The 22,967-nt window shown below is 38.6% G+C and carries 20 protein-coding genes; 9 read left to right on the top strand and 11 right to left on the bottom strand.

Annotated elements, in window-relative coordinates:
* Positions 1 to 69 precede the first annotated feature (69 nt).
* The 4 genes from ffh to glyA form a co-directional block, all read right to left on the bottom strand.
* Entirely contained in the window at positions 70 to 1,410 is a 1,341-nt protein-coding gene (gene ffh / locus M2419_RS19415) for a signal recognition particle protein (protein ID WP_159730484.1), read from the bottom strand.
* A 133-nt stretch (positions 1,411 to 1,543) separates the two neighbouring features.
* Positions 1,544 to 2,239, bottom strand: coding sequence for a zinc metallopeptidase (locus tag M2419_RS19410; RefSeq protein ID WP_088160292.1), 696 nt, complete (start codon positions 2,237 to 2,239; stop codon positions 1,544 to 1,546).
* Between the two features lie 443 nt (positions 2,240 to 2,682).
* On the bottom strand, positions 2,683 to 3,279 hold the full coding sequence (locus M2419_RS19405; protein WP_075991123.1) for an RNA polymerase sigma factor: 597 nt from the start codon (positions 3,277 to 3,279) through the stop codon (positions 2,683 to 2,685).
* Between the two features lie 534 nt (positions 3,280 to 3,813).
* The gene (gene glyA / locus M2419_RS19400; protein WP_075991122.1) at positions 3,814 to 5,085 is read right to left on the bottom strand and encodes a serine hydroxymethyltransferase; all 1,272 of its coding nucleotides are present in this window, start codon (positions 5,083 to 5,085) and stop codon (positions 3,814 to 3,816) included.
* Between the two features lie 285 nt (positions 5,086 to 5,370).
* Between glyA and M2419_RS19395 the strand changes: the two genes are divergently transcribed.
* From M2419_RS19395 to M2419_RS19365, 7 genes are all read left to right on the top strand, one after another.
* The gene (locus M2419_RS19395) at positions 5,371 to 5,721 is read left to right on the top strand and encodes an iron-sulfur cluster assembly accessory protein (RefSeq protein ID WP_046674047.1); all 351 of its coding nucleotides are present in this window, start codon (positions 5,371 to 5,373) and stop codon (positions 5,719 to 5,721) included.
* 215 nt (positions 5,722 to 5,936) lie between these two features.
* Positions 5,937 to 9,350 (top strand): isoleucine--tRNA ligase, encoded by a 3,414-nt coding sequence (gene ileS, locus M2419_RS19390; protein ID WP_153847220.1) that lies wholly within the window; start codon positions 5,937 to 5,939, stop codon positions 9,348 to 9,350.
* A 3-nt stretch (positions 9,351 to 9,353) separates the two neighbouring features.
* A complete protein-coding gene (locus tag M2419_RS19385; RefSeq protein ID WP_046674049.1) occupies positions 9,354 to 9,740 on the top strand; it encodes a TraR/DksA C4-type zinc finger protein in 387 nt (128 codons plus the stop codon).
* Between the two features lie 55 nt (positions 9,741 to 9,795).
* The gene (locus tag M2419_RS19380) at positions 9,796 to 10,446 is read left to right on the top strand and encodes a lipoprotein signal peptidase (protein WP_075991120.1); all 651 of its coding nucleotides are present in this window, start codon (positions 9,796 to 9,798) and stop codon (positions 10,444 to 10,446) included.
* 89 nt (positions 10,447 to 10,535) lie between these two features.
* A complete protein-coding gene (locus M2419_RS19375) occupies positions 10,536 to 11,480 on the top strand; it encodes a M20/M25/M40 family metallo-hydrolase (RefSeq protein WP_259255525.1) in 945 nt (314 codons plus the stop codon).
* 182 nt (positions 11,481 to 11,662) lie between these two features.
* A complete protein-coding gene (locus M2419_RS19370) occupies positions 11,663 to 12,577 on the top strand; it encodes an SDR family oxidoreductase (protein WP_259255524.1) in 915 nt (304 codons plus the stop codon).
* A gap of 14 nt (positions 12,578 to 12,591) precedes the next feature.
* Complete coding sequence (locus M2419_RS19365) at positions 12,592 to 13,119, top strand: acyl-CoA thioesterase (protein ID WP_046674180.1); 528 nt, start codon at positions 12,592 to 12,594, stop codon at positions 13,117 to 13,119.
* Positions 13,120 to 13,229: 110 nt separating this feature from the next.
* On the opposite strand, the gene M2419_RS19360 is transcribed toward M2419_RS19365, so the two are convergent.
* The 4 genes from M2419_RS19360 to M2419_RS19345 all read right to left on the bottom strand — a co-directional run bounded on the left by M2419_RS19360 (position 13,230) and on the right by M2419_RS19345 (position 15,742).
* Positions 13,230 to 13,637 (bottom strand): EVE domain-containing protein, encoded by a 408-nt coding sequence (locus M2419_RS19360; RefSeq protein WP_075991117.1) that lies wholly within the window; start codon positions 13,635 to 13,637, stop codon positions 13,230 to 13,232.
* 27 nt (positions 13,638 to 13,664) lie between these two features.
* Positions 13,665 to 14,015, bottom strand: a complete 351-nt coding sequence (gldC, locus tag M2419_RS19355) for a gliding motility protein GldC (RefSeq protein ID WP_088160288.1) — start codon at positions 14,013 to 14,015, stop codon at positions 13,665 to 13,667.
* A 104-nt stretch (positions 14,016 to 14,119) separates the two neighbouring features.
* On the bottom strand, positions 14,120 to 14,365 hold the full coding sequence (locus tag M2419_RS19350; RefSeq protein WP_075991115.1) for a hypothetical protein: 246 nt from the start codon (positions 14,363 to 14,365) through the stop codon (positions 14,120 to 14,122).
* 6 nt (positions 14,366 to 14,371) lie between these two features.
* Positions 14,372 to 15,742: a DEAD/DEAH box helicase gene (locus tag M2419_RS19345; RefSeq protein ID WP_153847222.1), complete on the bottom strand. Its 1,371-nt coding sequence runs from the start codon at positions 15,740 to 15,742 to the stop codon at positions 14,372 to 14,374.
* A gap of 176 nt (positions 15,743 to 15,918) precedes the next feature.
* Here M2419_RS19345 and M2419_RS19340 point away from each other — a divergent pair, with 176 nt between their 5' ends.
* Both M2419_RS19340 and M2419_RS19335 read left to right on the top strand, forming a co-directional pair.
* Entirely contained in the window at positions 15,919 to 18,057 is a 2,139-nt protein-coding gene (locus tag M2419_RS19340; RefSeq protein WP_153847223.1) for a S46 family peptidase, read from the top strand.
* 118 nt (positions 18,058 to 18,175) lie between these two features.
* Complete coding sequence (locus tag M2419_RS19335; protein ID WP_153847224.1) at positions 18,176 to 18,355, top strand: histone H1; 180 nt, start codon at positions 18,176 to 18,178, stop codon at positions 18,353 to 18,355.
* A 59-nt stretch (positions 18,356 to 18,414) separates the two neighbouring features.
* Here M2419_RS19335 and M2419_RS19330 read toward each other — a convergent pair whose 3' ends face one another.
* From M2419_RS19330 to M2419_RS19320, 3 genes are all read right to left on the bottom strand, one after another.
* Complete coding sequence (locus M2419_RS19330; protein ID WP_153847225.1) at positions 18,415 to 19,206, bottom strand: GLPGLI family protein; 792 nt, start codon at positions 19,204 to 19,206, stop codon at positions 18,415 to 18,417.
* Position 19,207: 1 nt separating this feature from the next.
* Entirely contained in the window at positions 19,208 to 21,925 is a 2,718-nt protein-coding gene (locus M2419_RS19325) for an outer membrane beta-barrel protein (protein WP_159730490.1), read from the bottom strand.
* 252 nt (positions 21,926 to 22,177) lie between these two features.
* Positions 22,178 to 22,966 (bottom strand): GLPGLI family protein, encoded by a 789-nt coding sequence (locus M2419_RS19320; protein WP_153845992.1) that lies wholly within the window; start codon positions 22,964 to 22,966, stop codon positions 22,178 to 22,180.
* Between the last annotated feature and the right edge of the window lies 1 nt (position 22,967).

The following is a 22,967-nucleotide window of genomic DNA, read 5'->3' as shown; positions in this document are numbered from 1 at the left end:
CTTTCAGAAAAAAAAATAGGGCATCGTATAAAACGATGCCCTTCTTATGATGTAACTATTCTCTAAAAATTACATTTTTCCTGGCATTTTGGGCATATTACGCATCATTTTAGCTGCCATCGCTGGATTAGACATCTGCTTCATGACTTTACGCATATCACCAAATTGTTTCAATAACTTATTCACTTCATTAATATCAGTACCTGATCCTTTCGCAATACGTAAACGACGTTTTTGATCAATGACATCCGGGTTTTCGCGTTCAAAAGGTGTCATGGAATCGATAATCGCTTCAATGGGTTTGAAAGCATTGTCATCTACTTCAATATCTTTCATTGCTTTACCAACACCAGGGATCATTCCCATAAGGTCTTTCATATTACCCATTTTCTTGATTTGTTGAATCTGGGATTTAAAATCGTTGAAATCGAATTTATTCTTACGGATTTTCTTTTGGAGCTCTGCAGCTTGCTTCTCGTCAAACTGTTGCTGCGCACGTTCCACTAAGGATACGACGTCACCCATACCCAAAATACGGGATGCCATACGATCAGGGTGGAATACATCCAATGCATCCATCTTTTCACCTGTACCAATAAACTTAATGGGTTTATTAACGACAGATTTAATCGATAATGCAGCACCACCGCGTGTATCACCATCCAACTTAGTCAATACTACACCTGTAAAGTCCAGACGGTCGTTGAACGTTTTAGCTGTATTCACAGCATCTTGACCAGTCATTGAATCCACAACAAATAGGATTTCGTCTGGTTTTGTCGCTTCTTTAACTGCAGTAATCTCAACCATTAAAGGCTCATCGATCGCCAATCGACCAGCTGTATCGATGATTACAATATTATTTCCATTACGTTTTGCTTCTTCCACACCCGCCTTGGCAATTGCAATAGGATCGTTAGATTCACGATTCACATACACTGGTACGCCCACTTGTTCCGCGAGCACTTCCAATTGATCAATCGCTGCAGGACGGTAAACGTCACCAGCCACCAACAATGGTTTTTTATTCTTTTTATCTTTAAGGTACAAGGCCAACTTACCTGAGAACGTTGTTTTACCAGCACCATTCAAACCCGCAATTAAAATCACTGTTGGATTTTTTCCTGTCTCAAGCTCTGTAACAGATCCGCCCATCAAAGCTGTCAACTCATCATTCATGATCTTCGTCAACAATTGGCCTGGGGAAATACTTGTCAGTACATTTTCGCCTAAAGCTTTTTGTTTAACATCGTCGGTAAAAGTTTTGGCAGTTTTATAATTCACATCGGCATCCAACAACGCTTTGCGAATTTCTTTCATCGTTTCTGCAACGTTGATCTCGGTAATACTACCTTGTCCTTTTAATACTTTAAAGGCCCTATCTAACTTATCTTGAAGATTTGAAAACATAAAATCTGAATCTTATTCTATATAAACAGCAAAGTTAAAAAAATTGTCTATAGTAACCTCATTAACACACCATAAAAAATGCGACTATAAAAAATAATCGCATTTTTGTAGGATAAAGTTACAATCCCCGTATTTAATCACTTCTACGGCCACCGAATAAAATCGATGCATAATATAAAAGTGTTACCAACGCACTTAACGCTGCTACAACATACGTCATCGCGGCCCATTTCAAAGCATCTTTTGCACCGTCATGTTCTTCACCATTATAGGTTACACCAGCATGGTTTAACCATTCCAGTGCGCGGTTCGACGCATCAAACTCGACGGGCAAGGTGATAAAAGAAAATAAGGTCGTAATAGCCAGCGCCCCAACTCCAACAGCTAAAAGCCATGGATTACCACCTTTAGAAAAAGCAAACAGCATAACGCCCAACATCAATACCCATGATGTCATTTTGGAAGCCGCATTGACCATCGGTACCATTGCCGAACGGAATCCTAACCATTTATAGGCTTTGGCGTGCTGTACAGCATGACCACATTCGTGCGCCGCTACCGCTGCAGCTGCAACACTGCGGCCACTGTAAACTTCGGGGCTTAAATTAACGGTTTTATCTGACGGATTATAGTGATCTCCCAAACGATCTGGGATAGACAATACCTTTACATCATATATACCGTTATCATTTAACATTTTTTGCGCAATCTCAGCTCCAGACATCCCGTTGCTCAAAGGCATTTCGGAGTATTTCTTAAATTTGTTTTTGAATCTTGTTTGGACAATTAGGCTTACCACCATTATTCCAATAAATAAAATCAAGTACATAGCTATTCAATCGTTTTATAGTTATAATATGACTATCAAACCTTATTCCAATCGTTGAAAAAAGGTATATGCATAAATTTCTAAGATAAAAAAAGTCTTTGACCTGACAAAAAGAACAGGTTCTTCTGATCTCCACATGACATAATTGCCACATCATTTGGACAAATAACTCCGCTTTCAGCTTCGGTCCAACGAAACACTTACACTGATTAACAAGAATTCAATACGTATACTCATCAGTCATTTCCGAAGGCGCACAGTTATTTTAAGTTCAATCAGGAGCAGATTATTGAAGGAAATGGCTTTTGAAGGCATGATGCGCAAAGGATTGTAGCATTGCCTTAATTACAAACAAACAGTGGGAAAATACAAAAGCAGCGAAACTTCCTGTAATCCAAATTAGGAATGTAAATAAGAAGGGGCGTTTTGCAATGCCCCCTTTATTACAAATAGCCCATTTGCAGGGTGAGATCAGTACCTTCAATCATCTTACGTAAATTGCTCAATGCGTAGCGCATCCTCCCCAAAGCAGTATTGATACTTACTTCGGTTATTTCCGCAATATCTTTAAAGCTCATATCACAAAAGTGTCGCATAATGAGCACTTCTTTTTGATCGTCCGGAAGTTTTTGGATCATTTTCTTAAGATCAACATCAACCTGCTGTTTGAGCATTTTTGACTCTGCGCTTTCATCACTAAATTCGAGCACCTCAAAAATATCAAATCCATCCGCATTCACAATATTTGGAGCACGTTTTGCTTTTCTAAAAAAGTCAACAATCATATTGTGTGCTATACGAATAGCCCAAGGTAAAAATTTACCCTCTTCATTATATTTACCGGATTTTAATGTGTTGATGATTTTAATGAAAGTCTCCTGGAAAATATCTTCAGCAAGATATTCATCTTTTACTTTCATATATATAGAAGTATATATTTTCGATTTATATCGATTCAACAATGCCTCTAGACCGGACTCTTGGCCACCGACATACATTTGGATCAACTCTTGATCGCTTTTACCTTTTAGAAGTCTCATACGTCACTTACTTTTTTAGCAGTTCGCAAATAAATTATCAGTTCTGTGTTAAAATGTAAATGTTTGCCGTATAAACTATCCTTTCTTATTGTAAAACAATCAATTAATCTAAAACCAAATTACCGCAAAATAAATGAGTAATCAAATTATTACAATTTATTTTAAGGTTTTTTAACATTTAAAAATAAGTTATCTGCCTCACATTTCCAAACCGAGCTCTTAAGGCAATTCTCCCAATCCCTCCGAAACAAGCTAGAACCAGCAGTTGTACATGAGAAGGACAACACGCCAATGCGGCATTATTTAATCCGAACTTTATAGGGAGTTAATAGGGACCTAATAGGGACCTCATTCGGATGAGCCCCTATTTGAACCGTATAAAATACGGTTCAGGTTATTATATAATTTCTTTGATAAGTTAAATTGGTACGGACTTATACCATACATGTTACGCTGAAAATAGCTGTAAGAAAATAAAAAAAGCGGAACCACCGCATTGGTGATTCCGCTTTTTTTTATTCCTAGGGGAATTTCTTATTTATACAATGGGAACTCAGCCATCATTGCTCTTACTTTACCATGGATCAAATCCAGTTGAGCATCGTTAGATGCATTTTTCAATGCCTCATCGATCAATTCGCCGATTTGTATAATTTCATTCTCTTTAATACCACGTGTTGTAATTGCAGCAGTACCAAAACGTACACCTGAAGTCACAAAAGGAGAACGTGTATCGAAAGGAACCATATTTTTATTTGTTGTGATACCGGCTTTACCTAATACAGCTTCAGCTTCTTTACCAGAAATATCTTTGTTGCGAAGATCCACCAACATCAAGTGATTGTCTGTACCACCAGAGATGATCTTGTAATCTCTTTCTACAAAGAATTGTGCCAATGCAGCTGCATTTTTCTTTACCTGAACGATATATTCCATATACTCATCGGATAAAGCCTCACCGTAAGCGATCGCTTTCGCTGCGATTGTATGCTCCAAAGGACCACCTTGTGTACCTGGGAATACAGCTAAATCCAATAATTGCGTGATTGTACGGATTTCACCTTTAGGTGTTTTGATACCCCATGGATTTTCAAAATCTTTACCGACCATAATCATACCACCACGTGGACCACGAAGCGTTTTGTGTGTCGTTGTCGTAACGATATGGCAATGTGGAAGTGGATCATTCAATAAACCACGAGCGATTAAACCTGCAGGGTGAGAAATATCAGCCATTACGATAGCACCAATTTCGTCTGCAACTTTACGAATGCGTGCGTAATCCCAATCACGAGAATAAGCCGAAGCACCACAGATGATCATCTTTGGTTTTTCACGAAGCGCTGTTTCTTCCAATTGCTCATAGTCAATTAGACCAGTATCTTCTTTTACACCATAAAATAATGGTTGATAGATCTTACCAGATAAGTTCGCTGGTGAACCGTGTGTCAAGTGACCACCGTGAGATAAATCAAGACCTAAGATTTTGTCGCCGGGTTTGATTGTCGCCAAAAAAACAGCCGCATTTGCTTGAGCACCAGAGTGAGGCTGAACATTTACCCATTCTGCGCCAAATAATTGTTTTGCACGATCAATTGCGATGGTTTCAATCTCATCCACAACTTCACAACCTCCATAGTAACGTTTTCCTGGGAGGCCTTCTGCATATTTATTTGTCAACACTGAACCAGCAGCTTCCATCACTTGTTTTGAAACAAAGTTTTCTGAAGCAATTAATTCAATACCTTCTTCTTGGCGTTTAAGCTCATCAGCTATTAAATTAAAAATGGCTTGATCTCTTTCCATTGTTTTTAAATGTTGTAAAGTAAATTTTGTAGTTTATTTTAATGCCTCAAAGATAGCATATTCCATAAAGAATATCGACAAAAAGTCCTATTTTATTAAATATTCTTAGAAAAATAGCCTTATTTATGCGAATTACCTAATTAGGTCAAGATCATTTTATGGTGCTATCGGACCGAATAAGCGTACGAAGAATTGAATGTTTCGAAAATGTCAAAAAATCCCGGTCAAGCAATTTGCCATTAAAAAAATGTATTTTTGTATTGGATTGGCTAAAACACTATTACAATGAGTACAGAACATACAGCAGTTGCTCCTGTTTCTTTAACAGAAGGGGCAATCAAGGAACTAAATAAATTAAAGGATCAACAAGAAATCTCTGATGATTTTGGTTTACGTGTCGGTGTTGAAGGCGGCGGTTGTTCCGGTATGAGTTATATCTTGGGCTTTGACCAGAAAAAGGACGGCGATAACGAATACGAAATTCAAGGAATTCGCATCTTTATGAACAAAGCACATGGCCTATATCTTGCCGGTATGGAAATCGACTTCAAATCAGGACTAGATGCAAGGGGCTTCACATTCAATAATCCCAATGCAACAAGTACCTGCGGATGTGGAAGCAGTTTTTCAGCATAACTGAATTTCAGCACGAATGAAATAACAAAGGGACTGCCGATGGCAGTCCCTTTGTCGTAGCAGATGCTTCCGTCATTTTTCGCGAGTTGATCAAGGGGGAGATTTCAAAAAGTTCAACCTCGATTTAATGATATAAGCACAACAAAGCCCTCTTTCATTTTCCATCATAAATCACTAAATTAGCGACCTTTAGAAAAGAAGCATACAACAGTCTGATGTACAAAGAATATAAGCAGTTAAATTTACCCGAGATAGGTAAAGAGATTTTGACCCGTTGGGAACAGGAAAAAATATTCGAAAAAAGTATCAATAATCGTCCTGAAAGCAAGACCTATACATTTTTTGAAGGTCCGCCTTCTGCAAATGGAATGCCTGGAATTCACCACGTGATGGCACGTACGATTAAGGATATTTTCTGTCGTTACAAGACTTTGAAAGGTTACCAAGTGAAACGAAAAGGCGGCTGGGATACCCATGGTCTGCCCATTGAACTTGCTGTCGAAAAAGCTCTTGGAATCACAAAAGAGGATATCGGCAAAAAGATTACCGTAGAACAATATAATGACGCTTGTCGCAAGGAAGTAATGAAATATACCGATGTATGGAATGACCTAACCACCAAAATGGGCTATTGGGTTGACCTTGAACATCCTTATATTACTTACAAGAATGAATACATCGAAACCTTATGGTATTTATTGAAAGAACTTTACAAAAAAGGTCTTTTGTACAAGGGTTATACGATACAACCTTACTCTCCGGCAGCAGGTACAGGATTGAGTTCGCATGAACTTAACCAGCCCGGCACCTATAAAGATGTTAAAGATACCACCATCGTTGCAGAATTTAGACTTATCAAAAGTCAGCTTCATCCCGCTATAGAAAAATTAGTTGACGACGATGCGGAGGATGTAGCATTCATTGCCTGGACGACCACGCCATGGACTTTACCATCCAACACAGCCTTGGTTGTAGGCAAGAAAATAAATTATGTTAAGATCCGAACTTTCAATAAATATACCGGTGCTCCTGTATCTGTCGTATTAGCGAAAGATTTGATCAGCAAACATTTTAAAGCGGAAGGGGAAAATGCATCCTTCCAAGACTATAAATTGGGCGACAAAGTAATTCCTTGGGAGCTTGCAGCAGAATTTGTAGGAGAAGAACTTGTTGGCTTGCGCTATGAGCAATTGTTGCCTTATATCACCAACGAGGACTTACAAGAAAATGCTTTCCGCGTTATTCCAGGCGACTTTGTTACGACTGAAGACGGTACCGGTATCGTCCACGCTGCTCCTACTTATGGTGCGGATGACTTTCGTGTAGCAAAAGAACATGGTGTACCGGGCATCTTGGTGAAAGATGAAAATGGAAAAGAGGTACCTACTGTTGACCGTACTGGACGTTTTGTAAGTGAAATCACAGATTTTGCCGGAAGATTTGTCAAAGAGGAATATTACAGCGCTGAGGAACGTTCAAAAGAAGACTTCAAACCTACAGACGTGTTGATCTCTATCAAACTGAAAGAGGACAACAAAGCTTTCGATGTCAAAAAATATGAGCATACCTATCCACATTGTTGGCGTACCGACAAACCTGTTCTATACTATCCATTAGATAGCTGGTTTATCCGCACCACAGCAGTGAAGGAAGATCTGGTTGCATTAAATAAAACCATCAACTGGAAACCTGAAGCAACCGGTACCGGCCGCTTCGGAAACTGGCTAGAAAACTTGGTAGACTGGAACCTTTCGCGTTCGCGTTACTGGGGAACTCCACTTCCTATCTGGCGTTCAGAAGACGAAAATGAAGAAGTTTGTATCGGCTCCTTACCTGAATTAAAGTCTTTATTGGAAGCTTCTTTGACCTCAGACGTTTTGTCTGACGATGAAAAAGCGAAGAATAAAGCTTACTTGGATAAATTCGACACCGAGCAACTGGATCTTCACCGTCCATATGTGGACGATATCGTTCTTGTTTCTGATGCCGGACAAAAGTTATTCCGCGAACCTGATCTGATAGACGTCTGGTTTGATTCCGGCGCAATGCCTTATGCACAATGGGGATTGGATCACGAAAAATTAGCCAAAGGCGAAGAGTTTCCTTTTAAAGCTGGATTCGATCACGCATACCCGGCAGACTTTATCGCTGAAGGGGTGGATCAAACACGGGGTTGGTTTTTCACCTTACATGCGATTTCTACAATGATGTACAAATCGGTTTCCTTCAAAAACGTGGTTTCCAATGGCTTGGTATTGGATAAAAATGGAAATAAGATGTCCAAACGCCTGGGCAATGGTGTTGATCCATTCTCGACGATCGATCAATACAGTGCTGATGCAACACGCTGGTACATGATCAGTAATGCCGCACCATGGGACAACCTTAAATTCAATATGGAAGGGTTGGATGAAGTCCGCCGTAAATTCTTTGGTACTTTATATAATACCTACGCTTTTTTTGCATTGTATGCCAATATCGATAAGTTCTCCTATTCAGAACCAGATATTGCTTTGGAAAAACGTCCTGAAATTGACCGTTGGATTATCTCCTTGTTAAATTCGTTGACCAAGGAAGTAGACGAATACTTGGCGGATTACGAGCCTACAAAAGCCGCGCGCGCTATTCAAAACTTTGTTGATGAACATCTCAGCAACTGGTATGTCCGTCTTTGCCGTCGTCGTTTCTGGAAAGGAGATTATTCAGAAGATAAAATTTCGGCCTATCAAACACTTTATACATGTCTTGAAACGATTGCGAAATTGATGTCGCCAATATCACCTTTCTTCTCGGATAGATTATTCCTGGATTTGAATTCAGCCACGAACAAGGAACAAGTTGAATCTGTTCACCTGGCGAATTTCCCGGTTTATAATGAAAGTCTAGTCGATAAAGATCTGGAAGAACGTATGGCTTTAGCGCAGGATATCTCATCGCTGACACTTTCTTTACGGAAGAAAACTTCCATCAATGTACGTCAACCATTAAATAAAATTTTGGTTCCGGTACTGGATAGTGCTTTCCAAGAAAAGGTAGAGAAAGTAAAAGATCTGATACTTTCTGAGACCAATATCAAAGATATCGAGTTCATTACAGATACCACTGGTATTATTAAGAAAAAAATAAAACCAAATTTCAAAGCTCTTGGCGCGAAAGTTGGTAAGGATATGAAGTTAGTTTCTTCGTCTATCCAATCGTTGACTATAGATCAAATCAGCACGTTGGAATCAACAGGCGAATTGGCCCTAGCAGGCACGCCATATACGATTTTACTGAGCGATGTAGAAATTATAGCAGAAGACGTTGAAGGATGGCAAGTAGCGAATCTAGGTAAATTGACCGTAGCATTAGATGTACATATCACCGAAGAATTGAAAAAAGAAGGTTTGTCAAGAGAATTGATCAACCGCCTACAAAATCTAAGGAAGGATAAAGGATTAGAAGTCACTGATAGAATTAACGTAAAGTTAACAGCTGCTTCAGAAGTGGTTAATGCTGCCAACGAAAATTTATCGTATATTTGCACCGAAATTCTGGCCGATTCATTGGTATTTGAAGATTCACTAACTGAAGGAGAGACCATCGAGATCGATGGCAAAGAACTTAAGGCATTAATCCAAAAAAATTAAATTATGGCAAACAACAACGAGAAAACACGCTATAGCGATTCAGAATTACAAGAATTCAAAGATATTATCTTGGACAAGCTTAGAATAGCAAAAGAAGAGCTTTCCTCGTTGACCGCAACGCTTAATAACAGTAATGCTAATGGTACCGACGATACTGCTGGAACGTACAAGACATTGGAAGACGGTTCAGCTACTTTAGAAAAAGAGCAAACAAATCAATTGGCTGCTCGTCAAAAGAAATTTATCGACAACCTAGAAGCGGCGTTGGTGCGCATCGAGAACAAAACGTATGGTATCTGTAGAGAAACAGGAAAACTGATTCAAAAAGAACGTTTGAAAGCTGTTCCACATACAACGTTGAGCATCGAAGCGAAAAACAAACAATATTAATTTTAGGCATTAAATATATGGTCTTTGCTTAGGCAAGGACCATTTTTATAACACAATGAAGGGTTATACGAAACCGATCGCGCTCATCGTAGCGATACTTTTAATAGATCAATTGTCAAAAATATGGGTTAAGCTCACAATGACAATTGGACAAAGCCACCATGTATTGGGCAAATTTTTCCAGATTCATTTTATTGAAAACAATGGAATGGCCTATGGTATGGAATTTGGCGGTGATTATGGAAAATTATTTTTGACGGTATTTCGTATTTTAGCCGTAGCTGGTATTGGATACGGCCTACATTACATGATCAAAAATAAGTATAACCGTGGATTCATCTTAAATGTTGCCCTAATTCTTGCCGGTGCCTTAGGAAATATCATCGATTCTGCTTTTTACGGTGTCATCTTTAGTGAAAGTACCTGGTATGATAAAGCGAGTTTATTCCCAGCAGGTGGTGGTTATTCTTCCTTCCTGCACGGAAAAGTAGTCGATATGCTTTATTTCCCATTAATTCAAGGCAACTTCCCTTCTTGGGTGCCCTTTTGGGGCGGTGAAGAGTTCCTCTTCTTCCGACCTGTATTCAACATTGCCGACTCGGCAATTTCTGTTGGGGTGGTTTTGATCCTGTTATTTCAAAAACGGTATTTCAAAACAGAAAAAGAAGAGAAATCCAGCATCCACAGTGAAATCGTTGAAGATTAACGAAATATCCCTAAAAGCCTTGTTAATCCCAAGGCTTTTATTTTTTTGCACATATAACCCAATACAACGATTTAAACTCTACTATTAGCATGAAAAACATTAGCCTACTTCTGACATTTTGCTGCCTACTAGGAATCCAAATAGCACAGGCACAACAGATCGAAGTTTCTAACTTAAAGAAACATATCTATTACCTCGCCGACGACAAAATGCAGGGACGAGGAACGGGCAGTAAGGAAGTATTTAAAGCTGCAGATTATATTGAAAAGGAATTCAAAAAATACAAACTTGAGCCTAAAGGTGAAAAAGGATACCGCCAATCCTTCAAAGCCAAAGTCTGGAAAGTAAAAGTTGCAGACAGCATTCGCAATGCAGATAATATCATTGGATTTATTGACAATGGTGCAGACTTAACAGTTGTTATAGGTGCACATTACGATCACTTGGGAACAGGTCGTCAAGGAAGTTCAAAAGATTCCTTAGGAGTAGGCAAAATCCACAATGGAGCCGACGATAATGCCTCTGGTACGGCTGGTTTATTGGAGCTCGCACGTTACTTTAGCAGCAACAATGAAAAAGAACCCTACAACTTATTGTTTATTGCTTTCGGGGCGGAAGAATTGGGATTAGTTGGTTCCAAATATTTTACGGAACACCCTACTCTACCATTGGAGAAAATCACAGCCATGCTCAATATGGATATGATCGGCCGCTATAATCCCAGCAATGGCCTTGCTGTAATCGGCTATGGAACAAGTAGTCAATGGCCACCTATATTCAAAGATGTTCAGGCACCTATAAAATTTAATCTTAGCAAGGATGGCAACGGCGGATCTGACCAAACTTCATTCTACAAAAAGAATATACCGGTGTTGTTTTTCCATACTGGTGGACACCCAGACTACCATATGCCGACCGATGATGCCGATAAAATTGATTACAACGCTTTAAAGTCCATTTTAGATCTAGAAAAAACAGTAGTTGAAAATATCATGAAACAATCCAGTAAAATGGATTTTATATGGACCAACTAAAACAAAAAAGGCGGATTTGTGTCTAACAAAATGTGATAATCTAGCTTTTTATATGCTAAAATGCTATAACAGAGATTAGTAAATTAGTTTGTAGACATATACGAATAAACTAAACAGCACACTTAAGACCCTGCAAACGAGTTTTTATAAACAGGTGCTTGGATATCATTTAATTATTGTTGATGAAAAAAATTCTAGTGACAGGGTCCAATGGATTCCTTGGCCAAAAAGTCGTTGATTTACTTGCTAAAAATGACCAATATGATGTTGTTGCCATTTCAAAGGGTCCAAATCGCAACCCGAATCAAGTGGATTATGCTTTCTTTCAAGTAGACCTATCGGATCGGGAAAAACTGACAGATTTTTTATCTGCACAAACTTTTGATGCAATTGTACATACAGCAGCCATGACAAGTGTGGAAGCTTGTGAAGCAGATCAAGCAGCATGTCAATCGCTTAACGTCGATCTCGTAGCCTATTTGGCTTCCTATTGTACTACACATCAGACCCAACTGATCCACTTATCTACAGACTTTGTATTTGATGGCAAAAAAAATGCGCCTTATGATGAAACAGATCTCCCCAATCCGCAAAGTGAATATGGGAAGAGTAAATACGCTTCCGAACAAGTGCTTGTGCGGTCCAGCTGCAATTATGCTATCCTTCGCACGATATTAGTCTATGGGATCAATGCTGACCCCAATCGTTCGAATCTAGTATTATGGGCTAAAAGTAAGTTGTCGCAAAATGAACCCATAAAAGTAGTCAATGACCAATGGAGAATGCCTACCTTTGTGGATGATTTAGCTTATGCTTGCCAGCTCGCTATTGACCGAAAAGCGCAGGGAATATTTCATATTTCAGGAGCAGAGTTAATGTCGATCAATGAGGCTGTCTACAAAATTGCAGACTACTGGCAACTAGATAAAGGATTGATTTCGGAGATCAGTGCTGCCAGCATTGGACAGGCGGAGAACAGGCCACGGCAGACAGGCTTTGATCTGACTAGATCTAACGCTGAATTGGGTTATGTGCCGACGTCATTTATGGATTCTTTGGCAATCATAGATAATCAATTCAAAACGTTTGGACGATAATGACAAATAATGATATGATAGAGAAATTTGCGCGAGAGTCATACACTGAGATGAACGAATTGGTATTACCCAACGACACAAATACTTTTGGGAATTTGATGGGTGGCCGTTTATTGTATTGGATGGATATCTGTTCAGCTATTGCTGCTCAAAAACACTGTAGCAATGTCGTCGTAACAGTATCAGTCGACAATGTATCTTTTAAGCGCTCCATTAAACTTGGTGAGGTCGTCACGATACAAGCTCAGGTAACGCGTGCGTTTAATAGTTCCTTGGAAGTACGCATGGAAATTTTCGCGTCTAATTTACCGGAAGGCACCCGTGTAAAAACCAACGAAGCTTATTATACCTTTGTTGCTGTTGATGCGGATAACAACCCTAAAGCTGTGCCTGTATTAATTCCGGAAACAGATATAGAACACAAAGCTTACGAAGATGCATTACAACGAAGAGAACTGCGCCTTATTCTCGCGGGGAAATTAAAGCCTGAAAATGCAAAAAAATTAAAAGCGCTGGTCAGTCTTTTTAGTCAAAAGAACTAATGTTTAATGTTCATGACTTACATACCGTGTAAATAATCAAAAAGGGAAAATGATCGTTTTCCCTTTTTGAGTTATATCCCCATATACTGGGTTGATTTATTCGCGGTAGCTTACGCGTTACCAAGCGCTAAAATTCGATCAAATTCTTCTGGCTTCAAAGGCATTACAGACAAACGTCCTTGTCTGACCAAAGCGATATCCTGCAACTGCTCATCAGCCTTGATAGTTTCCAACGTAACGGATTTCTTCAGCGTCTCTACAGGTGCCAGATCCACAACGACCCAACGCTCATCATCTGTTGTCGGATCTTGATAAAATTCCTTGACGACTTTCGCCACCCCCACAACTTCTTTTCCTTCATTGCTATGGTAGAACAGGACCAGATCCCCCTCTTTCATAGCTTTGATATTATTCCTAGCTTGATAATTACGAACGCCATCCCAAAATGTACGGCCATCTTTATTAAATTGTTCCCAGCTATATTTAAATGGTTCAGATTTTACTAAGAAGTATTGCATGGTCAAATTTCTGTTAAGCGTTAAAAACTATTGTTGTGGCATTAAAACTTCCATTTTATCTGCAAAATGCGCACAGTAATCACGCAAGTCGCCAATAACTTTTTCTGCCATCGGATCACCGCCTGAAGAACGGATAAAAGAGTCGCCCAATGTTTGCAGCGTTTCATAGAAAAAACGTTTCATCTCATCGTAGGGCATATCTTTAGTCCAAAGATCGATACGCATTGAATTTTTATAATGTGAATCCCATAGGGCTAAAAACATCGCTTTTGCAGGTAATTCCTCCGCATTATTTCCATCTGTAGAAGACCACATGATATTTTCAGGCACGTTGTTTTCATCTAACTCTACCTGTAATTTTATTTCAGCTTTTTTCATTTTAATATTATTGAGCTATTTATATTGAGCTATGTTTTTTGAAACAGGAACTATATTTGCCATCGATTCACAACCTAACTCGTCTTTATTTTTAATTTTACCTCTTACCCAAAGGTTACTTTGACAATTAAACTGGTGACACAAACGACTACCAAAAATGCCAATTGTAATAACCACATTTTTTTATTTGGCTTTACAAAGACCCTAAACACAATATCAATAACGGTCAATATCAACAACAATAGGATAAATGCGCCCCAAGTAAATAAAGCCTTTTCATCATTGGGGTTTTCCATAACAAACCAGGCAACAAGGCATGCACTAGCGATATTTAGTGGTGTAAAGCGCACAATAAATTAACGTTTTTTAAAATTGCGATTTGTTCCTCCCGATTTTCCACCTGCAGACTTACTTTTACTTTTTGCTTTTGGTTTAAATCCGGAAGCTCGTTGTGCCTCCCGCACTTCTTTCTGTTTGATAACGTATTTCTTTTCGTGAAAAGCACCTTGGAAATCTGGATCATCTTTTCGTTTTTGATTATCAATCTCGCGCGCAATATCCTGTTTTTCATGATAGGGTGTTTTCTCTATAAAGACATCCTCTGGTAGTGCGTAGACAGGTATACTTTGCTTGATCAATTTTTCGATTTTGCGAACATAATATTTTTCGGCATCATTACAGAACGTGATAGCATCCCCCTCATTGAAAGCTCGCCCGGTACGTCCAATACGATGCACATAATCTTCTATAACAATAGGTACTTCAAAGTTGATCACATGGCTTACATTAGAAACGTCAAGTCCTCGCGCCGCCACATCCGTTGCGACCAAAATACGAATATTCCCTTCCTTAAACGCATTGATGGAGTTGATACGTGTATTCTGCCCCTTATTGGCATGAATAACACGAACCTCATCTTTACCATATTTACGTTCCAAAAAGTGGAAAACATTGTCTGCTACCTGCTTTGTCTTACAGAAAACAATCAATCGGCTAAACGCTTCATCATCTTGCAAGAGATGCTGAAGCAAATTCAATTTTGTCTTTTGGTTGGGTACAACATACAATGCCTGACTCACCGTTTTTGCTGGTGTAGCTTGTTCCGACACCTCAATAACGGTCGGAAATGCTAAGAAATCACCTGCAATTTTGCGAACAAGCTCACTCATTGTTGCTGAGAACAATAAGTTCTGACGTTTGCGTGGTACGATTTCAAGCACACGATGGATCTTACTAATAAAACCCATATCCATCATCTTATCGGCCTCGTCCAAGACCAAAAATTTGAGTGATTTGACAACAATGTGCCCTTCGAGGTACAAGTCTAAAAATCGACCTGGAGTTGCCACGATAATATCCACTCCTTTTTCAAGTATTTCTATCTGAGTTTTTGGTCCTAATCCACCATAAAGTACCACTGAACGCAAATCAAGATAAGTAGAAAACAGCTTAATATTTTCTTCGATCTGCATAGCCAATTCTCTCGTTGGTGTCAAAATCAACGCACGCGCATCATTTCCCTGAGCATACTTTAACTTCATCAACATGGGCAACACGAATGCCGCGGTTTTTCCAGTTCCCGTCTGAGCGATTCCCATCACATCCTGCCCGGCCAATATTGGAGTAATTGCCTTTTCTTGGATCTCTGTCGGTTGTTGATACCCCGCCTCCGCTATCGCATTTAAGATCTGTTTATTGAATTTAAAATTTTCAAATGATTGCTGCATCTTGCAAAGATAAGGAAAAGAGTCCATTTGACTTTCCTTGACAACCAATACGGCACACATTTACTTTCAATTGACATAAAAATTGGTAAAAAGCATATTATAAAGTCTAATATTTTGGTTTTTAAGAGAATTAAAGCATTTTTGTACTGTATAAACAAACTTTTTATCAGGTTGATATGAAAAAATTATGGATGTGTTTGTTGTTCATCACAACAAGCTTTGCTGCATTTGCCGATGAGGGAATGTGGTTTTTAATGTATCTAAAGCGTCTGAATGAGTCAGATATGCAGAAAAAAGGGCTTCGCTTAAGTGCCGAAGAAATCTACAGCATTAACCACTCTAGCTTAAAAGATGCAATCGTACAATTCAATGGTGGCTGTACTGCTGAGATCGTTTCTGATCAAGGCTTGGTATTCACCAACCATCACTGTGGATATGGTGCTATTGCTGAACTTTCTACACCAGAAAATGATCATTTAACAAATGGTTTCTGGGCCAAATCCAAAAATGAAGAGTTAAAACCTAAATCTTTGTCGGTTCGCTTTTTTGTGCGCATGGATGATGTTTCAAAACGAATCTTAGGTTTGGTCAACAACAAAATGGCTGAAGATGAACGAAAAAAAATCATTGCCGCTGAAATTGCCAAAATTCAAAAAGAGAATAGCGAAAATGGTAAGTATGTGGTTGAAGTAAAATCGTTCTACCAAGGCAATGAGTATTATTATTTTGTATACCAAGATTACAATGATGTCCGTTTGGTGGGAACACCCCCAAATAGCATTGGAAAATTTGGCGGTGATACGGATAACTGGGAATGGCCACGTCATACGGGAGATTTCTCAATTTTCCGAGTTTACGCTGATAAAAATGGTAATCCAGCAGAGTATGCACAAGAAAATGTCCCTTTGAAACCTAAACATTTCCTACCTGTCAGCTTAAAAGGTGTTCAAGAAGGAGATTTCGCGATGATCTTAGGCTATCCAGGTCGTACCAATCGTTGGATGCCTGCTGGAGGAATCAATCAGAATGTTAAATTCGCTTATCCAGCTTGGGTAGAAGCTTCTAAAACAGGTATGGATGCCATGAAAAAATTCATGGATCAAGACCAAGCTGTAAAATTGAACTATGCTTCAAAATACTCTCAGGTAGCTAACTACTGGAAAAACCGTCAAGGAATGATTGATGCTTTGACATTACATAAAACTGCAGAATCTAAAGCAAAAGACGAAGCTAAATTTGACAAATGGGCAAATAAAGCTGCAAACAAAGCAGAATACGGTGATGTCATCAAAACAATCAACGAATTTTATGCTTCGACAAACGAGAAAGCTAGACATGACAACTATTTAATGGGTATGTTGCGTTCTAGTGCAATTGCAGCTTTACCGAACACAATTGGATCAGGTTTAGAAGTATATACTGCTGGAGATGAAGCAAGAAGAAATGCTATTCTTCCTCGTTTAAAATCTGCCATCGATGCAGGTTATGAAAAAATGTACATGCCGCTTGAAGAGCAAGTATTGATTGACGAATTGAATCTTTATGCTAAAAAAGCAGGAAATATTGCGCCATATATTGCAGAATTGGCTGCTAAAAATAACGGTGACTTTACGGCTTATGTCAAAGAATCTGTGAAGAACAGCATCTTCGCTTCTGCTGAACGTTTGAACAATTACCTGGAGACCCCTAACGCTGAAATTTTAGCCAATGACCCATTGTATAAACTTTCTTCGGCCTTACTTAACAGATACCGTCAAGTAGATCCTAGCTGGAAAACACAAGATGACAAATTTGAAGGTGCTTATCGTAAATATGTCGCTGGGGTATTGGCTTCGAATCCAAAAGGCAAATTCTATCCAGATGCGAACAGTACGTTACGTTTAAGTTACGGTTCGATCAAGGGCCTACCACAAGATCCCCGTAACGATGCAGACAAAAACTTTTACACAACGTTAAAAGGTACTATTGCGAAGTACAAAAAGGGCGACGAAGAGTTTGATTTACCACAACCTTTGATGGATCTGTACAATAATAAGGACTATGGTCGTTATGCAGACAAGAAAGGATATCTACCAGTGAACTTCCTAAGTGACAACGACATAACAGGCGGAAACTCAGGTTCACCCGTAATAAATGGCAACGGTGAATTAATTGGCCTAGCTTTTGATGGTAATATTGAAGCTATGGCTGGTGATGTGATCTTCGACCACAAGCTACAACGTACAATTTCAGTTGATATCCGATATGTGTTATTTATCATCGATAAATTTGCAGGAGCAACCAACATTATTGACGAACTTAAGATTGTTGAATAGTTTTTTTTAAGCTTTTTCGATAAAAAAAAACGAAATTTATTTTCTATTTGATTCGTTTTTGTATATTTAAGGAGTGTTTAGGAAAAACCATAAAAACTAAAATTATAATTATAAAAAAATGGAAAACTACGTAAAATTAAAAGAGTTAGTAGCTTCTATCGAAGCTGATGCAGACAAGTTCTTCAACAATGGTAATTCTGCAGCTGGTACACGTGTACGTAAAGGATTACAAGAAATCAAAACCTTAGCACAAGAACTTCGTAACGAAGTTACTTCTAAGAAAAACGACGGAAAATAGTTTTTTCGAAGTTAAACATAAAAAAGGCCTTTCAAATGAAAGGCCTTTTTTGTTGGTTTTTACAGAAATGTACAGGCTATCACCAAATTGTAAATCTTAATACCCAGGTAATCACCGAAAGAGGCCTTCAGTTTATCATAAACCTGCTGCCTTGTCAAGGGTCTATCTTTCTTCTTTAACAAGGTAGCCGATGAAGGGTTTACGGCTCCCAACTCCACCTTCGTTGCAAACATATTGTAATGCAGCTCTGGAACCGCCAAACCAAGAATCATCCCCGGTAGTCCATTAAAGGCCGAAGGACCTCCCGAAACAGGGATTTGATCCGTATAAAAAGCAACGGCATAGATGGAATCCAATACAAGTCCATTGGCCCTACGGCAGGGGTAACCTGCGATTTCACGGTATTCATTCGTGATTTTCCACTTGATCTTTAATGTCGAATCTGCCACGACAACCCGTTCCCCCCCTAACTCAAAGACAGAATTAAATGCTTTACTCTTCAAATTTTGGTAGCCACTTATCCCAGACTCAAAAATACCAGACCGCATCAGCCCGCTAACAACGTCCGAATACTCTTCAGCAATATGCTCATAGAGGACCTCATCATTGGAAAATGTCAGTTTCTTTTTCAACACCTGGTTTTCGGGAATCTGCCCGATCATTTCTTTGATGGAGTTACGTGTATCCTCGTCTTTTGCATATGTTGCATAGCGTTTGAGCAGGTTTTTAAGAAACACGGTTTTGTCATAGGTAATTGTTCCTTGCGTAGGAAAATAAGCATATTGTCCAAAAGCTGTGGCTCCCCAGAAAAAGAACAGCAATAGGACGAGTAAATTTTTGATATCTTTCATTTTATTTCGATTTTACGAGCATTTTATTTATTTCCCAAGTGAGCTTAACCATATAATATCTGCTGATTGTGTTGTATCGGCGTTCGGTCAGTAGTGTCCCGTTTTGACTTCTGTCAAAACCCACATTCTGTTTGAGGAGGTCATTAACCATAAAGGTCAATTCAAGCTTTTCATCTTTTCGGAATTTTTTTGATAATGCGGGACTCAGCACAAATCGTTCAAATTTTTTACTGTACACCGCTGTAGGAGCCTGATAATTGTAGCTAAAATCTGCCCGCACAATAAATTTAGCCGGAAGAAAGTACTTTAGGTTTCCCTCAGATGAAAACGTAAATCCCTTACTATCTTCCATTGCACCAATGGAATTGTCTTGTATAAGATAGCCTGGAGACAATTCAATACCAAAGTCCAAGCCTTTGGTTGTCGATCGCTGTAGACTATAATTCATCCCATAACGCTGCACTTTGGCATTCGCCAAAACAGTATTGACATAGTTATAATTGTTGCTGAAAGATACCGATGGACCGCCACCATGTCTCAATTGAATTTTTTTCCATAATTTGCCGTAATACATTGGCCTGATGCTAATTTGATTATTGCTATTATGATTCAAATTTCCCCAAACAAATGTCGTCTTACCCAATGAATCAATCGTTGTATTTTGCACTAAAGCATTGTTTGTACGTGATGCACTTAAAAAGATACCTATAAACTTATCTTCCAATACGGAATACGTTCTAAAGCTTAGATTCAAATTATTGGTGTAGGATGGTTTCAAATTTTCGTTACCTAGATATTCATTCAAAGGGTCCAAATTCGACCGGAGTGGCTGGATCTGATTTAAAGAGGGCAAACCATTGGTACCCTGATATTCTAGATTGATCGATTTATTTTTCTGTATTTCATAATTAACATCAACCACCGGATTATACACAAAAAATGATCGTGAGAGTCTCGAATTCTCCATGCGGTTTAATTGCGACAGATTACTGTTCTCGAACTTATTCGAGACATTGACCACCAACTTTTCCAGAGGCTTGTAATTAATAGCAAGATTATACGTGTTTTTTGTCGTTTTGTATAAGAAATCATTGCTATACAAACTATCTAGTCTATCAAAACTACCGGTATTCTGATTTTTATCGAAAGACCTAACTGCGTTGTTATTTCTGTTGAAATTCAATCCATATTCGAAAGAAAGGATAATCTTTTTTGAAATCGGTTCGGAATAAGCAAATTCACCCCCCGTGGAAAAAGAGCTATTTTTCACAAATTTCTTCTGGTCGAGAGTCGAATCTCTTTCAACATTCCCTAATTTGTAAAATCTAAGTTTAGAAAACAAATCTTGCTCACCATCCTGTTTATTGCCCGATGTAAAATAGTTGAATGATAACGAACGGCCTTTCTTTTTAAAACGTCTTACATAGAGTGCAGAGGCATTATACTGTTCGGATCTAGAATCGTTCTTAAACTTTCGCATGTTATCGTTGATCTTTTGATCAAATTGATTTACAGTAGTTGATTGTGTCTCTGAAGAACTATTATCATGTCTTTTGTTTGCACCTGCCCAAACCGTTAAATCCGACATGGAATCGACCTTAAATTCATATTTCAAACCAATATTATGCTTTCTGTTCTCATTTGACGCCAATGTGCTGCTATTGCTAGTCAATATCGTGTCGCGTGCCGCATTTCGCGTGAACACGTTGCGATCCAAATCAACATCAGACCGGATATGCTTATAGTCGATCCGCCAAGCATGTTTTTTGTTAGCGGTTTTATCTGAATATAGAAATCCCGTATTCAAGGACTTAGGAATACCTTCACCATTAAAATTATCGCCTCTATCGTAATCACCCCCCATGCTTGATACCTCCTCATAACTGAGCCCGCTCTTGCCGGTATTACTTGCAATCAAATAAGCCGAAGCTTTAAACGATTGATTAAAATAGTTCAAAAAGCCCTGTCCAGCGTAGAACTTATCACTACCTCCACCGACATCTACTTTGCCGAATATTCCGCGTCTCGCTTCCTCTTTTAGCTTCACGTTGATTGTCTGTGTACGTTCACCATCATCAATTCCTGTTTTCTCAGCCTTATCAGACTTCTTTTCATAGACCTGAATTTTATCAACCATATCAGAACGAATATTCCGGCTTACTAAAATGGGATCGTCACCAAAGAACTCCTCCCCGTCAACAAGCATTTTCTTTACTGTTTTTCCTTGGGCAGTAATTTTTCCAGAGGCATCGACGGTAATCCCAGGTAAGACTTTCAACAAATCTTCAACTTTAGCGTTTTTTTCCACTTTAAAACTTCCGGCATCATATTCCGTTGTATCGCCCTTGATACTAATAGGCACCCGTCCCATAACAATGACTTCCTCCAGCAAGGTTGTGCTGCTGGTCATTCCAATAGACATGTTATTGTAATGCTGCCCTGGCAAGATCTCCGCGTAATATTCACCATACTTCGGATAGGTGACAATGATAAAATATTGTCCAGTATCAGGCCGCTCAAGAGAGAACTTACCATTTTCATCCGAACGGGCAAAATTGGTCAAAATGGAATCTTTGGCTGTTAACAACATAATTGTTGCATTATGCAGCTTAAGCTGATCTTTTACATCACTGATTTTTCCTTCAATCCGGGATTGAGCATGAACTATTCCGCATAAACAGAATAAAATAAGTAAAAGTAGTTGCCCCACTCTTTTCATAATATGGTTTGGATAGTATATAATTATATAAATAATAAAATTCGTGCACAAAACTAATATTTTGTTTCAGTTAATTTAAGTTTATCTCAAAAAAAATACACGTAATAAAAAGACATTAAAAAACAACACAAAAAACTGTTTAACAGTACAATACAAATTAAAAACCATAAAAAAAGCTCTTCTTTTGAAGAGCTTTTTTATCTAAACAGTTAGAAATACACAACATATTGTGTGAACAGCATGCTGTGATTTTTATAAATTGCCAAGTTCCATAATAAATTGAACAGTTTCTTTATTCATGTGTTGAGACAGCACACCTGTAATCTGATCTGTCATGGCCTTTCTTGTCATTCGTTTTACCTTTGTATTCTCAAATTTCTTTTTGTCCATCACAACTGTGTTGCTGAGTTCGACTTTTGTTGCAAAATAGGAAACGTGCTGACTAGGTACGACCAAGCCTAAAATCATTCCCGGAAGACCATTGATGGACTCTGGGCCACCACTAATAGGAATTTCATTGCAGTAATATCCAATGACATAAATGGAGTCCGGTGTAATACCATTGGCTCTCCTGCAATTGTAGCCAGCGATCTCACGGTATTCATCTGTGATTTTCCATTTGACACGTTTCATGGAATCCTGAACGATAATTTTTTCACCTACAATATCATTGTATCTCAAAAAAGATCGGTTAGACATATTTGAAAGTGTTGCTGCATCAAAGTCTAGCGCAAGCATCATAATATACTGCTTAATCTCTGCATCCAGGCTCTCGTCTTTTACCGACTCGAACAAAGTCTCCGTGGTATTGAATTTCATTGACTTCTTTAACACGGCACTTTCTGGTAATCTCGGTATTATACGCTCAAAAAACTGTTTTGAGTTATCATCGGCCTTAGCGATGAATTTTTTACTTACGATGTTCTTCATATACATCGTCTTATCGTAGGAAATAGTTCCCGATCGACCAAACAACGTATACTGTGCTTTAAGACCTAAGGCTGAACAACAGAAGAAGATAAAAAAGATATATTTTAACATT

The sequence above is a fragment of the Sphingobacterium sp. BIGb0116 genome, assembly GCF_024808035.1.
Taxonomy (GTDB): domain Bacteria; phylum Bacteroidota; class Bacteroidia; order Sphingobacteriales; family Sphingobacteriaceae; genus Sphingobacterium; species Sphingobacterium paramultivorum.
Note: the sequence above shows the minus strand (reverse complement) of the source record. Positions and strands in the feature narration are given on the sequence as shown.

Excerpts from the sequence above, each read along its gene's own strand:
- ileS (WP_153847220.1), top strand. The coding sequence starts at position 5,937 with ATGTACAAAGAATATAAGCAGTTAAATTTACCCGAGATAGGTAAAGAG.
- M2419_RS19405 (WP_075991123.1), bottom strand. The coding sequence starts at position 3,279 with ATGAGACTTCTAAAAGGTAAAAGCGATCAAGAGTTGATCCAAATGTAT.
- M2419_RS19340 (WP_153847223.1), top strand. The coding sequence starts at position 15,919 with ATGAAAAAATTATGGATGTGTTTGTTGTTCATCACAACAAGCTTTGCT.
- ffh (WP_159730484.1), bottom strand. The coding sequence starts at position 1,410 with ATGTTTTCAAATCTTCAAGATAAGTTAGATAGGGCCTTTAAAGTATTA.
- M2419_RS19365 (WP_046674180.1), top strand. The coding sequence starts at position 12,592 with ATGATAGAGAAATTTGCGCGAGAGTCATACACTGAGATGAACGAATTG.
- M2419_RS19325 (WP_159730490.1), bottom strand. The coding sequence starts at position 21,925 with ATGAAAAGAGTGGGGCAACTACTTTTACTTATTTTATTCTGTTTATGC.
- M2419_RS19335 (WP_153847224.1), top strand. The coding sequence starts at position 18,176 with ATGGAAAACTACGTAAAATTAAAAGAGTTAGTAGCTTCTATCGAAGCT.
- M2419_RS19395 (WP_046674047.1), top strand. The coding sequence starts at position 5,371 with ATGAGTACAGAACATACAGCAGTTGCTCCTGTTTCTTTAACAGAAGGG.
- M2419_RS19330 (WP_153847225.1), bottom strand. The coding sequence starts at position 19,206 with ATGAAAGATATCAAAAATTTACTCGTCCTATTGCTGTTCTTTTTCTGG.
- M2419_RS19410 (WP_088160292.1), bottom strand. The coding sequence starts at position 2,239 with ATGTACTTGATTTTATTTATTGGAATAATGGTGGTAAGCCTAATTGTC.
- M2419_RS19385 (WP_046674049.1), top strand. The coding sequence starts at position 9,354 with ATGGCAAACAACAACGAGAAAACACGCTATAGCGATTCAGAATTACAA.
- glyA (WP_075991122.1), bottom strand. The coding sequence starts at position 5,085 with ATGGAAAGAGATCAAGCCATTTTTAATTTAATAGCTGATGAGCTTAAA.
- M2419_RS19345 (WP_153847222.1), bottom strand. The coding sequence starts at position 15,742 with ATGCAGCAATCATTTGAAAATTTTAAATTCAATAAACAGATCTTAAAT.
- gldC (WP_088160288.1), bottom strand. The coding sequence starts at position 14,015 with ATGAAAAAAGCTGAAATAAAATTACAGGTAGAGTTAGATGAAAACAAC.
- M2419_RS19320 (WP_153845992.1), bottom strand. The coding sequence starts at position 22,966 with ATGTTAAAATATATCTTTTTTATCTTCTTCTGTTGTTCAGCCTTAGGT.
- M2419_RS19370 (WP_259255524.1), top strand. The coding sequence starts at position 11,663 with ATGAAAAAAATTCTAGTGACAGGGTCCAATGGATTCCTTGGCCAAAAA.
- M2419_RS19360 (WP_075991117.1), bottom strand. The coding sequence starts at position 13,637 with ATGCAATACTTCTTAGTAAAATCTGAACCATTTAAATATAGCTGGGAA.
- M2419_RS19375 (WP_259255525.1), top strand. The coding sequence starts at position 10,536 with ATGAAAAACATTAGCCTACTTCTGACATTTTGCTGCCTACTAGGAATC.
- M2419_RS19380 (WP_075991120.1), top strand. The coding sequence starts at position 9,796 with ATGAAGGGTTATACGAAACCGATCGCGCTCATCGTAGCGATACTTTTA.